This window comes from Pseudomonas sp. NyZ480 (assembly GCF_029537255.1).
In the GTDB taxonomy this organism is placed as follows: Bacteria; Pseudomonadota; Gammaproteobacteria; order Pseudomonadales; family Pseudomonadaceae; genus Aquipseudomonas; species Aquipseudomonas taiwanensis.
In genome coordinates this window covers 2823154-2838119 of sequence record NZ_CP120626.1, presented here as the reverse complement: position 1 = coordinate 2838119, position 14966 = coordinate 2823154, and the positions used below count along the sequence as shown (strand labels likewise).

At 60.9% G+C, this 14966-nt stretch carries 11 protein-coding genes; 5 read left to right on the top strand and 6 right to left on the bottom strand.

The features are described 5' to 3' along the window. Nucleotides 1-3: 3 nt before the first annotated feature. From P3R38_RS12905 to P3R38_RS12885, 5 genes are all read right to left on the bottom strand, one after another. Nucleotides 4-657: a tetratricopeptide repeat protein gene (locus P3R38_RS12905; protein WP_023380677.1), complete on the bottom strand. Its 654-nt coding sequence runs from the start codon at nt 655-657 to the stop codon at nt 4-6. A gap of 164 nt (nt 658-821) precedes the next feature. Continuing rightward, nucleotides 822-1442, bottom strand: coding sequence for a LysE family translocator (locus P3R38_RS12900; RefSeq protein WP_104881731.1), 621 nt, complete (start codon nt 1440-1442; stop codon nt 822-824). A gap of 359 nt (nt 1443-1801) precedes the next feature. Beyond that, nucleotides 1802-3043, bottom strand: a complete 1242-nt coding sequence (locus P3R38_RS12895; protein ID WP_104883873.1) for an MFS transporter — start codon at nt 3041-3043, stop codon at nt 1802-1804. A 200-nt stretch (nt 3044-3243) separates the two neighbouring features. Further along, entirely contained in the window at nt 3244-3582 is a 339-nt protein-coding gene (locus tag P3R38_RS12890; RefSeq protein WP_023380674.1) for a hypothetical protein, read from the bottom strand. A gap of 102 nt (nt 3583-3684) precedes the next feature. Then, the gene (locus P3R38_RS12885; protein WP_104883874.1) at nt 3685-4083 is read right to left on the bottom strand and encodes a hypothetical protein; all 399 of its coding nucleotides are present in this window, start codon (nt 4081-4083) and stop codon (nt 3685-3687) included. Between the two features lie 197 nt (nt 4084-4280). Between P3R38_RS12885 and P3R38_RS12880 the strand changes: the two genes are divergently transcribed. The 3 genes from P3R38_RS12880 to P3R38_RS12870 all read left to right on the top strand — a co-directional run bounded on the left by P3R38_RS12880 (nt 4281) and on the right by P3R38_RS12870 (nt 10153). Then, a complete protein-coding gene (locus tag P3R38_RS12880; RefSeq protein WP_023380672.1) occupies nt 4281-4757 on the top strand; it encodes an isochorismatase family protein in 477 nt (158 codons plus the stop codon). Nucleotides 4758-4986: 229 nt separating this feature from the next. Continuing rightward, nucleotides 4987-9684, top strand: a complete 4698-nt coding sequence (locus P3R38_RS12875) for an RHS repeat-associated core domain-containing protein (RefSeq protein ID WP_277686202.1) — start codon at nt 4987-4989, stop codon at nt 9682-9684. After that, the gene (locus tag P3R38_RS12870) at nt 9674-10153 is read left to right on the top strand and encodes a DUF4265 domain-containing protein (protein ID WP_277686201.1); all 480 of its coding nucleotides are present in this window, start codon (nt 9674-9676) and stop codon (nt 10151-10153) included. Before P3R38_RS12875 ends, P3R38_RS12870 begins: the two co-directional genes overlap by 11 nt. 149 nt (nt 10154-10302) lie before the next feature. On the opposite strand, the gene P3R38_RS12865 is transcribed toward P3R38_RS12870, so the two are convergent. Next, complete coding sequence (locus tag P3R38_RS12865) at nt 10303-11319, bottom strand: IS30 family transposase (protein ID WP_277686200.1); 1017 nt, start codon at nt 11317-11319, stop codon at nt 10303-10305. A gap of 442 nt (nt 11320-11761) precedes the next feature. Here P3R38_RS12865 and P3R38_RS12860 point away from each other — a divergent pair, with 442 nt between their 5' ends. Together P3R38_RS12860 and P3R38_RS12855 are read left to right on the top strand one after the other, a co-directional pair. Next, on the top strand, nt 11762-11953 hold the full coding sequence (locus P3R38_RS12860) for a DUF1289 domain-containing protein (protein WP_023380667.1): 192 nt from the start codon (nt 11762-11764) through the stop codon (nt 11951-11953). 198 nt (nt 11954-12151) lie between these two features. Further along, on the top strand, nt 12152-14959 hold the full coding sequence (locus P3R38_RS12855) for an amino acid adenylation domain-containing protein (protein WP_277686199.1): 2808 nt from the start codon (nt 12152-12154) through the stop codon (nt 14957-14959). Nucleotides 14960-14966 lie beyond the last annotated feature (7 nt).

Below are 14966 nucleotides of genomic sequence, written 5' to 3'. Positions count from 1 at the left end.
GGGTCAGTGACGGATCAGGTAGGCGCCTTGCGGAATACGCCCTTTGAGCTTCTTGCACTTGACCGGCGCGGGCTGGTGCCCCGGCGGAACACCTGGGAACCAGATTCGGCACTTGCCCGGGGGTGGCCGGTGACCCTGGGGTATGTCCATGTCCTCGGCCTGTGTTACCGGGTTGCTCAAGCGCTGTGGTGCCGCAGGCTGCGGTGGCGGCGTGAAGGGATCGGTGGGCGTTAGGTTCACCGCTTGAGCGGAGGCAGGGGGCTGGTCGGCCGCTGGCAGTGCGCCGTAAACCTGGCCATTGCGAGCCGCCTGGATCAACTGGAAATTGCGGTTGCGCAGCGCGTTGTTGCTGCCGACCCGCATATTCGAGCGCACGGCGAGGGTTTCGGCCTGTTGGTACTGGCCTTGTTGCAGGCGCAGCACGCCAAGGTAATGCAAGGTTGCAGGGTTGTTCGGCTGAATCTGCAGTGCTCGTTCCAGTGTTGCCGCCGCTTGGTCCAGATGGCCGGCGGCGTACTGCTGCGAGGCGCTTTCGATCAGCATGGTGGAGGCATTGTTGCTATGGGCTGGCATCGAGCGGTCGCCTGCGAACGCGCCACAGGCTGCGACGGCGCTGAACAACAGGAGAACGGCCGGCAGCATGCGTTGGCTGGGCATCGGGTACTGACTCGACAGTGCCTGGTCTGGCGGAAAGGAACATGGCCCTTGCCCGTGGATGCAAGGGATGCTATCGACCCAGTCCGTGCAATGAAGTTCCCAGGCTGCGCAACCTTTGAGGGTTGGCGATGGCATCCGACTCACCTTTTTCGAGATCGGATCAATCAACGCCTGCTCAGGGCCAGACGCACCGCGAAAATCACGAACAGTAGCCCGGTAGCGCGGTCGAGCGCAGCGATGACCTTTTCGCGGCGCAACACCCCCGCCAGCGAATGCGTCGCGCTGACCAGTACCATCGCCCAGAGCAGGCCGAGTGCCACGTGGATGCCGACCAGAATGAAGGTCCAGGCTATCAGCGGCTGGCCGTGGGGGATGAATTGCGGCAGGAACGAGACGTAGAAAATACCGACCTTAGGGTTCAGCAGGTTACCCATCATGCCCTTGAGGAACCAGTTGGACTGCGTCCGCGGCTGCGTTGCGATCGGCGCCAGTGAATGCCGTGGCCGCATCAGCATGTTCACCCCAAGCCAGGCCAGGTACGCCGCGCCGCAATACTTCAGAATGCTGTAGGCGAGTTCGGACACGGCCAATAGCGCGCCCAGGCCGAACGCAACCGCCGCGCCCCATAGCAAGCAACCGACGTTGATGCCCAGCGCCGCACGCAGCCCTTGCCGACGGCCCTCGACGGTTGCTGTCCTGAGGATGAGCGCAGTGTCCAGGCCTGGTGTCACGGTCAGCAGCGTGGCGGCGAGGGTGAAGGCAATCAGGTTGTCTGCAATGGACATTAGCTTCGGCGCCTGCGGGAGGAGGTGAGCGCAGGTTAGCATGGGCGTGCTCGGGGTGGTCATTGCGCGGCGGCAAGTCGTGGTATGGCGAGGGGCATGCAGCGGTCTTGAGATCGAGCGCCGCCCGCGCGGCGCATCGCGAGCAAGGCTCGCTCCTACGTCTGTTTCGGGCCAGTAACGCCAGTGACAGACGCGCGCGAACGCCTGGTGTGTACGACTCGATAGTGCGCCATGCGCCAAAGCGTTCGCGCGCAAATCCCACAGGCGTAATTGGCCCGAGACAGATGTAGGAGCGAGCCTTGCTCGCGATGCGCCGCGCGGGCGGCGCTCGATCTCAAACGCGCTGCACTTCTCACCACTTACGACGCATCCACAACACCCTCCGGCTGAGCCACCATGCGATTACTGACGCTACGCCCCAGCACCAGCACCGTCGCCACACCGCAACCCACCAGCGCCGTGGCCAGGCTCAGCAGCACCGAACTGCCCAGTTGGTCGACGATCCGCCCACCGAAGAACGAGCCCAGCGCGATGATCACCTGGAACATGGCCACGAACAAAGGCATGCCGCGCTCGACGTCCTTGGGCGCCACGACAAACATCCAGATGCTGGCGCAGGCCGGGAACGCACCAAAGGCGAAGCCCCAGAGGGCGATGAGCATCGCGGCGCCGGTCATGCCGGTGGCGAAGTAAGGGAACAGCGCAGTGCTGGTACCGATCATCAGCGCAACCAGCAACAGGGTGTGACGCACGCTTCGGTTGGCGGCGAAACCGGCGAAGATGTTGCCCAGCACCCCGGCCACGCCATAAAGCAGAAGCAGCGAGCCAATGGTAGGTCCATCGAAGCCAGCCCTTTGTTTGAAGAAAGGCGCGACATAGGTGTATGCGGCAAAGTGCGCAAGGCCAATCAACAATACTGCGATCAATCCGACCCGAGCCTGTGGATTGATGAACAAGGCCGGCAGGTCGCTGATGCGAATGGCCTTGTCCGGCGCCAGTCGCGGAAGCAGCAACACCTGCGCCAGAAGTACCGGCACGCCCACCAGCGCGGTTATCAGGAAGGTCATGCGCCAGCCCATCAGGCCGCTGAGCCAGGTACCAACCGGAACACCCAGGACGGTCGCCAAGGTGACACCGACCATGATGATCGAAGTGGCCTGCGCTACGCCCACCCCCTTGGGCGCGAGGCGTCCGCTAAGGGCGATGGCTGTCGCCCAGAAACCGCCGATGCTGATACCCAGGAGTACGCGGCCGAACAGCAGCAGGCTGAAGTCGCTCGCATAAGCCACCACCGCGTTGGCGATGATCATGATCAGCGTCAGGCCGATCAGTAGATAGCGCCGGTCAAGGGCGCCGATGCCCACGGACAGCAAAGGCGCGGCGAGGGCAGCCATGATGCCGGGCAGGGTGACCATCAGGCCGGCCTGGCCAGCACTGATGCCCAGGTCGCTGGCGACATCGTTGAGAACGCCCACCGGCAGAAACTCGCTGGTGACCAGGGAGAAGGCACCGACGGCGACCGAGAGAATTGCAAGCCACTGCTGCTTGACGCTGTATTGGGTGTGTTCGGGGACGTGCGCGGACGGGTTGGGTGTCGGCATGGTATTAAATTCCAGGAACGGACGTCGCCTGTAGCAGGCGAGAGGAGCGGGGAGAAACAGAGGGGCGATTATAGGGGGCGGTTTTGCCGACCCGACAGGCGGGTGTCTCGATAGTAATCATCAACGCATTCGATGGATCCGCAGCATGTAGGAGCCGGCTTGCCGGCGATCACCGGCCCCTGCAGGTTCGTTCACCAGGCTCAACTCAGTTGAGCAATCAACACTGCATTGCTGTAGATAAGGCTGCCATCACTGGCACGATGGCCAACGAGATGAAACTGCCCGCGTTGCTCTTCACTCAAGTAGACACGCAGACGGCAGTCAGCCAGGGGGCCGCACCCTGGCGGCAATACAAGGTTCATGCTCGCCAGGTCGACATCGACCATGGTTTCGGTTTCATGGCTCTGTTGCAGGTATTCTTCGGCCTGCTCCAATCGCCTGTGGTTAGCGCCTTGGATGTCGAAGTGTATTTCGCCCAGTGGCGTGGACTTCTGCGTGGGATCGCGTTTGCACCAGCCTTCGATCGTCAGGGTACTCATGGCCAATCCTCGTGCTGTAACCGATTTTGGTCACCTTCGAGGATGTTGACCGCGACGCCGGATCAGTCGTTCCTGTTCCCTGGGGTCGCGGTCTTGGCGGTATCAGCGACGATAGTAGCGGTGATCGTCGTCGTAGCGGTGGTGCATCGCCCGATCATGGTGGCGCTCCCAGTAGCGGCGGCGCTCTGCTTCGCGGCGGGCTTGCTCCCTGCGCCATTGGTCGCGACGCCACTGTTCCCGGCGCCAGTCATCGCGGCGGTAATGGTCACGGTGATCGTGGTAGTAACGGTCGTCGTGGGCCAGCAGCGTCCCTGATCGCTGATCGGCCAGGCTGGCCAGGCTCGGCCAGGGGTTACCACCACCCTGGGTGGGCGCCTGAAGGACCTCGACCTGGGACGTGGCAACAGGGGGCGTGGTCTTCATGGTTGTTGCAGATGCCGAGCCCACTGCCGCGAAGGCGAACAGGCCAAACAGCACCATCCGTGGGACGTGGAATTTCATGATCGAAGACAACCTCTGATGTTGGGACGTGTAGGCATTTGGCGGCTGGCAACCTTCCAGTTGGGCCATTCACATAGACCGACAAATAAAGAAAAGTTCTAAGTGCACAGCGCACAAATAGCCAACGACTCCGGCGCTTGGCACACTCCACGCTCAAACTGATGGCAATGGCCGCCGTCGGTCTTCAGGAGCGTTTCATGCAGCAGGTCTTGCTTATTGTCGATGTGCAGTCGACGTTCAACCCCCCGGAATGGCTGGTCGACCGGTTGCGAGCGTTTTCGGCGAAGATCTTCACCATTGCCATGGTGGTGACTCACGACGAGCAGGTCACACCGTTTCAACGCCAGCTTGGCTGGCACCCTGCGGCGCAGGACGAGCATCTGGTCGAAGCCGACACCGTGTTCGTCAAGCATGGTTACGGGCTACCGGTCGAAACCGTCGAATACATCAGGCAACTGGGCGTCGAACGGGTGCTGGTGTGTGGCATGCAGACCGAAACCTGCGTGCTCGCGGCCGGCTTTGCGTTGTTCGACGCAGGGTTGACGCCGACCTTGGTCACCGACCTCACCGTCGGCTCGTCCCTGGACCGGTCAGGGCAACTGGGCATCGAATTGTGGAAGCATCATTTCGGCCAGGTCACCACGCGGGCGGAGGTGGATGCCTTGCTGGACTGACTTGATAGGTTGGCGGGGCGGAAACGTTGGCCGCAGGGGGCCAACACGGCATGGATGCTGGGAGAACGACGATCCAACAAAGATTGATAGACATGCTTTGATGGGGGCGTGTCGAACTTTCCTACAGTGCGGATCGAATTTGCCTGGCATCTAGTCAGGTAACCCCACCCATACCCTTTGGCCTTCTCGGATTTCCCGGGGTAATCCCCCGGCTAGGAAGGCCTGCCAAATGCCCCAAGGTTCCCCCGGATCCGCGCTGTCCGAGCGCGAGGTCCAGATCGCCATCGCCCCGCTGGAAACCCTGCTGCGCGAAGACCTCGGTGCCGCTGCCGCCGCCGTCGACCAGTGGCTGCAGGACATCAGCTGCGGTCTGCTCGACCTGCAATCGGTGCGTTATCACCTCGAAGCTTCGGTGCCGGTTGTGGCCAACGCCTTCGCCCTGGTGGATGCGCTGCTCGATATCGCCGAGCTGGTACGAAATCCCAGCAACGATCCGCTGCAATGGGTCAGCCTGGGCATCAACCTGATTGGCGTGGTGCCGGTTCCGCTCGGCCTGGCGCGGGCGCGCATGGTGCTGCGGCCGGTGCTGCACCTGACCCGGCAGAAGCTGCGGCGCAACCCCGGGGCCAACTTGGGCGCGGTGTTCCTGGAAATCCTCGAAGGCCACCTGCACGCCAACCTTCGCGGCGAACTGGAGCACTACGTCGACGGCGCCCTCGAGCAATTGCCTGCCATGCTCGAAGCCGCCGGCCAGACCGCCAGCCAACTGTTCGGTGGGCTGGCCGGGCTGCTCAAGGACGCCGCTAGCGGCAACCTCGACGCCGAGGTCAATCATGCCCGGGCCCGCCAGCAACTGGCCCAGGTGGCGCTGTACGACTCCCTGTTCGAAGTCGACGCCTGGACCCTGGCCGCCGCGGCCCTCGCCAATGCTGGAGAAGGCCTGCTCAAGAGCGCCTACAACGGCGTTGCGCGACAGTTCGACGAAGCCTTGCCGAAACTGTTGCAGCCCCTGATCGATACCCTTGAGCGCCTGGCCGCCCGTGTTCCGCGCTTCCTCGACATGCTGGGCCAGGCCGAGCGCGAACAGAGCATCGCCTGGTTGCTGCAACGCCTGCTGCAGACCGTGCGCGCCCACCCGCCCCAGCGAGGGATGGCAGCGGCGGTCAAGGCCGACACCACCCGGCAGGCCCGTCACGTGCTCAGCGAGGGGCACAACGAGTCGCTGTCCCGGCAGGCCCCGGTGCGCCAGGCGCCCAATCCCCGCAAGAACGGCCCATGCCCGTGCACGGCGCACAGCATTGGCTATGCACTGGGTAACGAGCTGCTGTCGCACACCGACTTCAGCCTGTCCGGCCCGTTCCCAGTAACGTGGACTCGCACCTACAACTCGCGCCTCGACAAGCTGGACCACGGCATCCTCGGCGCCCGCTGGATCACCGAGTTCACCACCTGCATCGACGTGGTCGACAAAGGCCTGCTGTTCCACGACATGGACGGGCGCAGCCATGCCTTCGCGCTGCCGAAAAAGGGCAAGCCGCAGTACGACGCAGTCGAGTACTTCACCTGGGTGCGCACCGGTGAGCAGCAACTGGTGCTGCTGCGCGGCCTGGGCCGCCGGGAAACCTACGCCCGTCACGGTGACCGCTTCTACCTGACCCATATCCAGCTGCGCAGTGGCGCGGGGGCGATGCTGCATTACGAGCATCGTCACCACGACCAGCCGGTGCTCTCGGACATCAACACCTACTTCGACAACGACCCGAACAAGGTCCACCTGCAACTGGGCACCCTGCTCGACGATCACGGCCACATTCAAGGCTTGTGGCAGGTGGTCGACGGCAAGCCGCTGCGTCAGCTGTGCGGGTATCACTACGATGGCCAGGGCGACCTGATCGGCGCCCAGGATGAAAACGGCGCCGCCTGGCACTACCGCTACCGCCATCACCTGATCACCCGTTACACCGATCGTACGGGTCGCGGGATGAACCTGCAGTGGGATGGCTCTGGCGCCAAGGCCAAGGTCATTCGCGAATGGGCCGACGACGGCAGCTTTGACCTGCGGCTGGCGTGGGATCCACACATTCGCCTGACCACCGTGACCGACGTCTGCAACCAACAGACCCGCCACTACCATGACGCCCTCGGCTACACCTACCGCATTGAACATCCTGACGGGCGTTCAGAATGGCTGTTCCGCGACGCACGCAAGAACGTCATCCGCCACGTCCATGCCGACGGCAGCCAGGACCGTTACGCCTACGATGAGCGCAGCAATCTGCTGCAGCACATCCGCCCCGATCACAGCGTCGAGCACTATGCCTACGACGACCACGACCAACTGATCAAGATTCGCGATGCCGAGGGCGGGCTGTGGCTGCGCGATTACGACGCGCGCGGCAACCTGGTCGAGACCACCGATCCGCTGGGCAACAAGACCGAGTTTGCCTATACCCCGGCGGGCTTGGTCAAGGCGATCAAGGACGCCAACGGCAACGAAAAGACACTCGCCTACAACGACGCCGGGCAATTGCTGGCGTACACCGACTGCTCAGGCAAGACCAGTGTTTGGGCCTACAACGCCTTCGGCCAGTTGATCGAGTTCGCCGATGCACTAGGCAACAAAACCGCCTATGAGTACAAGACCGGTCAGTTGGCCAAGGTCTCCCACCCTGACAACACCGAAGAGCGTTTCGACTACGACGCCGAAGGTCGCTTGCTGGCTCACTCCGATGGCCTTGATCGTTGCACCACCTGGTCCTACACCGCCGCCGGCCTGCTGGCTGAGCGCATCGACGCCAACGAGCACACCCTGCGCTACCGCTGGGACAAGCTCGGACGCCTGATCGGCCTGGAGAACGAAAACGAAAGCAAGGCGACGTTCTTCTACGATCCAGTAGGTCGTTTGCTCCAGGAAACCGGATTCGATGGTCTGGTGACCCGCTACCAATACGACCCGTATTCCGGTCACCTGGCCTCCACCCAGGTCGGCCAACGCCGCCTCGACCTGCGCTTCGACCGCATGAACCGGCTGGTCGAACGCACCGCACGCCTGGGCGATCAGAGCCAGACCGAAACCTTCGCCTACGACGGCAACGGCAAGCTGATCCAGGCCATCAACGCGGCCAGCAAGCTGCAGTGGTTCCACGACGCAGCCGGTAACCTGACCCGCGAGCACCAGCACTATCTGGCCACCGGCACGCCGATGGTCGCCGTGTGGCAGCACGAATACGACGCCCTCAACCAGCGCACCAGCACCCTCCGCCCGGACGGCCACAAAGTCAGCTGGCTCACCTACGGCAGCGGCCACCTGCTGGGCATGACCCTCGACCACCACGAAATGCTCGCCTACGAGCGCGACGACCTGCACCGCGAAGTGGTTCGGCACCAGGGCAACCAGCTGATGCAGACCCAAGCCTGGGACCCGGTCGGGCGTTTGCAGGAGCAGTGGCTCGGCAGCCACGACAGCCAATCCACGCTGCTCAAGCGCCAGTACCGCTACGACGCCGCCGGCCAGCTCACCAACATCCACGACACCCGACGCGGCCTGGAGTACCAGTACGACCCCGTCGGCCGCTTGCTCAAAGCCACCAGCCGCCTGGGCATCGAAACCTTCGCCTTCGACCCCGCCGGCAACCTGTTGGACCAGAAGACCCAGGAGCTGAACCGCCCGCTGGAAGCCGACCCACGTCGCAACAAGTTGATGGACAACCTGCTGCGTGAATATGCCGGCACCCACTACAAGTACGACGAACGCGGCAACCTGGTGCACCGCTTACAAAACGGCGCGCACGCCCACTTCACCTGGGACCTGTTCGACCGGTTGGCCAGCTACAGCGACGACAAGCTCAAGGTCGACTTCGCCTACGACGCCCTGGGTCGACGTCTGTACAAGAACGCGGTCGCACATTACTGGGATAGGCCGGAAGCGGGTACCGGCTGGAACCAGATGCAGCGGGCCAAGCGCCAACGTGAACTGGGTTGCGGATTCACCCTGTTCGGCTGGGACGGCGACACCCTGGCCTGGGAAAGCTCACCGCCAAGGGACGATGGCGATACCGGGCGTACCGTGCATTATCTGTATGAACCGGGCAGTTTCGTGCCGGTGGCCCAGGCCCTGCGCAAGCGCCCGATCGTGCTCCACAGGCAGCCGGATTGGCGTCAGCGGGAGTACGACTTCGATCAGGATCCGTTGTGGCAGACGACGATGCCACCGCAGGCGTTCGATGCGATTGCCTGGTACCACTGCGATCACCTCGGCACGCCGATGGAGCTGACCGATCCGCACGGCAACGTTGCGTGGGCGGGGCAGTACAAGGCGTGGGGCGAGGTGCGGGAGGAGCGTTCGGAGTGGGCCAAGCAGGTCGGGATGAGTAACCCGATTCGCTTTCAGGGGCAGTATCACGATCACGAGACTGGGCTGCATTACAATCGACATCGGTACTATGAACCTAGGATTGGGCGCTTCATCGGGCAGGATCCGATACGCTACGTAGGAGGGCTGAATCTTTTTGCGTATGTGGCTAACCCCGTTCAATGGATCGACCCGCTCGGACTGGCTAAAAAGCCTCCATCAGCATTTGCTAGGATAGATGGTCAAGGGGTTAGTCAAGATATAATGGCACAAAGTGTATTGAATGGCGGCAGCCGTAGAGGGCAGCAGAAAGTGCGCAATGAGCTTATCGATGATGCCAACAAAAATAATAATGGTGTTTATACATGCTGGAGGTGCGGTCAAAACTCTACAAATGCTGACGATATGCATCTCGGTCACACCAACGCCCCTACTTCTAAAGGGGGGAATCTAGCTCCGTGCAATACCGCGTTGGAAGGGGCATCTTGCAACTTGAGTGCTGGGAATAGCGGTTATGTTAAGGAAGGAATGTCTTGTATTGAACGAGGAGGCTGTGGAGCGCCCTATGGACGATAAAGGAAATGTATGTTTGATCAAGGTTTTCGTGTCAGATAGAGGGCCCGTGTACGAGGAGCTTCCGGCGATACATAAAGGCGAATTCACTTATGAGCTTTTATCATCTCCTGGACTGGCGCTTAATTTGGCGAAAGGGGATTTGATTGAAATTAAGGATACAAATTCGCCTGCTGTGGTTGTCAAAAGGGGGGGGAATTTCTGTATAAATATATATGCAGGGGGGGTGGCTAGAGGAAAAATCGAAAAGCTTGAGGCTGAAGTCGGTGAGTTGTTGGGGGGGACGCTAGATGGTGTTTACAAGGGTAATTTGGCTTTTAGTGTACCCTCGAAAAACGACATAAATAAAATAGAGTCTGTATTCAATGGTTTCAAGGAGGAGGCTGGGATTGACTGGTACTATTCCAATATCTATAAAAACTTTAACGACCTTGATGATGATGCGCTGTTGGACTGGTGGATTGATGACTGAGTAGTTAATTTAATTGACCCATTTTTTCGATTTTTTTAGGTTGAGAGACTTTGGGGCGCCGTTTGGGTTAGGCTAATAATGCAATAGTGGTGGAGCTTTTCGCGAGTTTTTTTTGCAGGGCGGTTTCAGAGGCTGAGTGCAACACCCGACTATTGAGTTAAGGATGGGCTCTCATGGTGCTTGGCTATCATTGCCGTCATCATTTCGATAGGGCATTTGTAATCAAAGCGCTGGCGTGGTCGGATGTTCAGTTCGTACGCAATAGCATCCAGTTGCTCTTGGCTATAGCCCGAAAGGTCAGTGCCTTTAGGCAGATACTGGCGAATCAGGCCGTTGATGTTCTCATTGCTACCGCGCTGCCACGGGCTATGAGGGTCGCAAAAATAGATCGCCACTCCAGTTCGCTGGGTGATTTCGGCATGGCGCGCCATCTCTTTACCTTGATCGTAGGTCAGCGTTTTGCGGGCCACTACTGGCATACGGTTCAAGGCAGCACTGAAGCCTTCGACTGCCGAGGTTGCCGTCGCGTCGCTCATTTTCACAAGCATCAAGTAACCTGTGCTGCGTTCGACCAGCGTACCCACCGCAGAAGCATTGGCTTTGCCTTTGATGAGGTCGCCCTCCCAATGGCCTGGCATTTGGCGATCTTCCACCTCGGGCGGGCGAACGTGAATGCTGACCAAGTCGGGTATTTGACCACGGCGATCCACCCCGCCAGAACGTGGGCGGCGGTTGGTTTTGCCCTGTCGCAGACAGATGATCAACTCCTTGCGAAGCTCGCCCACCGGCAGCGCATAAATGGCGTTGTAGATCGTCTCGCGACAGACGTATGCATCTTCAATATTCGGAAATTCCATGGCGTTAAGCTTGCCGGCAATTTGCTGGGGAGAAAAGCATTTACGCGGCAGATAAAGCACCAGGTCAAACAGTTGGCTTCCGGGCAGCAGCTTACGCTTGGGGCAGCAAGCCAGGCGCCGGTGTCGCATGTGCTGATGAGCCTGACTCGCCGAGTACCGGCCCGCCTCAGGGGCGTTGCGACGAAGCGCTCGGCTATTGGTCGAGGGGCTGCGATCAAGCAGCCTGGCAATAGCCCTCTGGCTCATGCCTTGGAGTTGGCCAAATTGAATCGTGATGCGCTCTTCGATGCTGAGTTCTTGATAGGACATAGGCACACTGTACCGGGTTGGTCAGGTGTTGCACTCAGTTTTTGCCGCCGCCCTTGATTTTAAATCTCTTGCGTGCAGTGGTTATTATGATTAACACAGCGGAAGATTTTATTGCGTTACGCGGCAGCGAAGAGAAGGCAGAGTGTGATGGGTCCGCTTTCGAAGAGGCATCAATAAATGTTTGGAATGACGTTCTTGATAGATACCCTGACTACGCAAAATGCCACATGAACGAATAGGAAAGGACACGAATCCAGCGCGGGCTGGAACGACAGGCAACGCACCAAGCGCCACATTACATACCGCGGGGGGGATGTGAGGAGTGTGGGTGCAAGTGGAAGAGTCAGTGGCAACTCGACACCCTGCACCCGAACGCATGGCTCGCCATGCAAACTGTCACGGGTATCTGCTGTATGATTTCCGCCCGATTACGGAGCAACCCATGGCCAAAGACATCGACAACCCTTGCGTCTCACTCTGCCAGCTCAACAGCGAATTGTGCGTGAGTTGTGGCCGCACGCGCGAAGAGATCCGCAAGTGGCGCGGCATGAAACGACCGGAGAAGATGGCCACCGTGCAGCGGGCCGCCACCCGTATGAAGGCCATCAACAAGAAAAATGCCAAGTCCAAGTGAAAGACCACAGGCATGCGGAAAGTCGGGCTTTGCCCCTGTTCGCGGGTAAGCCCACTTCCATAGTGGCTTGCAGCATCAGCCAGTGATGTGTCGTTGCGCCGTCCATTGGCGATAACGGCCAGCGTGCACTAACGTTCTGTCATCGTCCTGCGGTTTTCACGCAAGGCACGTCCCGATCTCTCGGAGCAGACACCCACCATGCAGGACTCGCGTCCGGACCCGACACTGTTCCTGGAATACCGTGCCGAGCGGCCGATCTTCCTGGACTTCCTGCATCAGGCCAGGCAAACGCCCGATGCCACCGCGATCATCGCCCACGATACCCACTGTAGTTACCACGAACTTGAAACGATCAGCCAAGCCATGGCGGTCTTGTTGCTGGCCAAAGGTGCCCAGGGCAGCGATCGGGTGGTGATCGTCGCCAGCCGTTGTGCCGGCATGGTCTACGCCATGCTCGGCGCCCTGCGGGCGGGGTTGACGTTCACCATTGCCGACGCCGCCTATCCGACGGCGCGAGTGAACCAGATCATCCGCACCCTTCAACCTGTGCAGGTCCTGCTGTGCGGTGATGCCCAGCTCGACCTCGACCCCTCAGGCCCGCAGCCAGGCCTGATCGAAGTGCCCGAGGCGCCCGGCGAGGCCCTGCGGCGATTCGCCGGCCACTACCTGCCGTTACCCGAGGTCGACCCTGGCCAGCCAGCGTACATCACCTTCACCTCCGGCAGCACCGGGGTACCCAAGGGAGTCGTGACCCACCACGCACCGCTGGTGCACTTCATCGACTGGCATGTCCGTCATCATGGTTTCAGCCGCGACGACTGCTTTTCGATGCTGTCGGGCCTGGGCCACGACCCGGTATATCGGGACGTCTTCACGCCCTTGTCGATCGGGGCGAAAGTCATTTGCCCAGCCCAGGCTACCTTGACCAACCCGGCGGCGCTGGCCGCCTGGATCGAGCAACAGGGTATCTCGGTCATGCACCTGACGCCGCCCTTGGGCAAGCTGATCGAAACCGGCGCCAGAATGAACGGACTGGTGTTCGAGCGGTTGCGCTACTTGTTCTGGGGCGGCGACGCCTTGAGTCCGGCGTTGTACCAGCAGATCCGGGCCATCGCTCCGCTCACGGTCAGTGTCAACTTCTACGGGACCACCGAAACACCACAGGCCATGGCGTTCCACCAGGTCGATCCTAGAACCGAAAGCGGCAAGATCCCGCTTGGCAAGGGGATCGATGGCGCGCAGTTGCTGTTAGTGAACGAGGCCCGGCAACAGGTCAGCGAGGGTGAAACGGGGGAGATCTACATCCGCAGCCCGTACCTGTCGCTGGGCTACTGGCACGATGCCGAGTTGACCGCTGACAAGTTCGTGGTGAACCCCTTCACAGGGGCCGCGAACGACATCTGTTACCGCACCGGCGACCTGGGGACCTATCTGCCAGACGGCAGCGTCAGTTTCCTCGGGCGTGCTGACAGTCAAGTGAAGATTCGCGGGCATCGTATCGAGTTGGCAGAGATCGAAAACGCCATCGCCCGCCACCCGAAGGTCAAACAGTGCGTCGTACTGGCCAATCACGACGGTCCGATGGTCAGGCTGGTGGCCTATTGTGTCCCTGCGCAGCCCGTAACGGCCGCTGCACTGCGTGATGCTTTGGGCAGTGAATTGCCAGACTATATGGTGCCTGCGCTGTTCGTGTTTCTCGATGCCATCCCCCTGACGCCCAACGGCAAGATAGACAAGCGGGCCTTGCCCCCGGCCTTCGACAAGGCACCTACGGCAGCGCTCGGTAGCCATGAGCTATCCCCGCTGGCGGTCCAGCTCAGCGAGGCCTGGGCGCGGATCCTCCAGGTGCCGAACGTCGATGCCAACCTGACCTTCGTCGAGTTGGGCGGCGATTCGCTGTCCTTCGTCCAGGCCTCCATGGCGCTGGAGTCACTGCTTGGCCATCTACCGGATCGGTGGGAGACCACTGCGGTGCGCGAGCTCGCGGAAATGGCCGGGCAGGCCAAGGCATCCGGGCTGGCAACCCGGGCCATGGAAATACCGGTGTTGCTCCGGGTGCTGTGCATCCTGCTCATCGTCATCGGCCATTTCCATGTGTTCGAGAACTGGCGCGTGGTGGGAGAGACCTCGGTTCTGTTCCTCATCTCTGGCCTTAGCCTGGCCAGGTTTCAACTCCGGGCCATCGATGAACGTGGCGACGCCCGAACCCTGGTGAAGTCCGTTGCTACCATCGCGGTGCCGACTATCGGCTACAACGTACTGACTCAGCTGGTGTTCGATACCTTCCATTGGCAATCGCTGTTGTTGATCAACAACTGGTTCCCGACGTCCGAGGTCGGCGTGTTCAACTCCTGGTACATCGAGGTGCTGCTGCAGATGATCGTGATCATCGGACTGCTGCTGTCGGTCGACCGGATTCGTAGGCGAGTCATGGCCAACCCGTTCCGCAACCTGGTGCTGGCATCCTGTGCGCTGGTGGTGCTCGATGTGCTGCTGAGGTCCTTCGTCTTCGACGCCACGGTGCTATTGAACCGAGTACCACAGCATTTCCTCGCGATCATGGTGTTGGGCATGGCCGTGCACTTTGCCGATTCGACGGTACGCAAATGGGTCGTCAGCGCGGTGGCGGTCTTGGTGATCGGTGAGCTGGACTTGGTCGCACTGGCGGGCCATGGTGGGGAGGAGGTCGCGAAACTTGGGTTTATCGACATTGCACTGCCGGCGATTCTCGCGTTGATCTGGCTGCGGCCGGTCGCAGTGCCGGCGATCATCGCTCGAGCGGCGGCGGCGATTGCTTCGTCGACCCTGTACATCTACCTGACGCACTTCCAATTCCAGTCCGTGGCGCGGCGTCTTTTCGATCACCAGGCGTTTGCCGTGGTGCTGGCCATTGTCGGCGGGGTGCTGGTGGGGTATTGCTGGAACTGGGCGGTACGTGTGGTCGTGATGCGTTGGAATGGCTCCGGGCAGAAACGCCGTGTGGACACCGCGGAACCGGTGGCCTGACGCAGCG

Excerpts from the sequence above, each read along its gene's own strand:
- P3R38_RS12905 (WP_023380677.1), bottom strand. The coding sequence starts at position 657 with ATGCCCAGCCAACGCATGCTGCCGGCCGTTCTCCTGTTGTTCAGCGCC.
- P3R38_RS12900 (WP_104881731.1), bottom strand. The coding sequence starts at position 1,442 with ATGTCCATTGCAGACAACCTGATTGCCTTCACCCTCGCCGCCACGCTG.
- P3R38_RS12895 (WP_104883873.1), bottom strand. The coding sequence starts at position 3,043 with ATGCCGACACCCAACCCGTCCGCGCACGTCCCCGAACACACCCAATAC.
- P3R38_RS12890 (WP_023380674.1), bottom strand. The coding sequence starts at position 3,582 with ATGAGTACCCTGACGATCGAAGGCTGGTGCAAACGCGATCCCACGCAG.
- P3R38_RS12885 (WP_104883874.1), bottom strand. The coding sequence starts at position 4,083 with ATGAAATTCCACGTCCCACGGATGGTGCTGTTTGGCCTGTTCGCCTTC.
- P3R38_RS12880 (WP_023380672.1), top strand. The coding sequence starts at position 4,281 with ATGCAGCAGGTCTTGCTTATTGTCGATGTGCAGTCGACGTTCAACCCC.
- P3R38_RS12875 (WP_277686202.1), top strand. The coding sequence starts at position 4,987 with ATGCCCCAAGGTTCCCCCGGATCCGCGCTGTCCGAGCGCGAGGTCCAG.
- P3R38_RS12870 (WP_277686201.1), top strand. The coding sequence starts at position 9,674 with ATGGACGATAAAGGAAATGTATGTTTGATCAAGGTTTTCGTGTCAGAT.
- P3R38_RS12865 (WP_277686200.1), bottom strand. The coding sequence starts at position 11,319 with ATGTCCTATCAAGAACTCAGCATCGAAGAGCGCATCACGATTCAATTT.
- P3R38_RS12860 (WP_023380667.1), top strand. The coding sequence starts at position 11,762 with ATGGCCAAAGACATCGACAACCCTTGCGTCTCACTCTGCCAGCTCAAC.
- P3R38_RS12855 (WP_277686199.1), top strand. The coding sequence starts at position 12,152 with ATGCAGGACTCGCGTCCGGACCCGACACTGTTCCTGGAATACCGTGCC.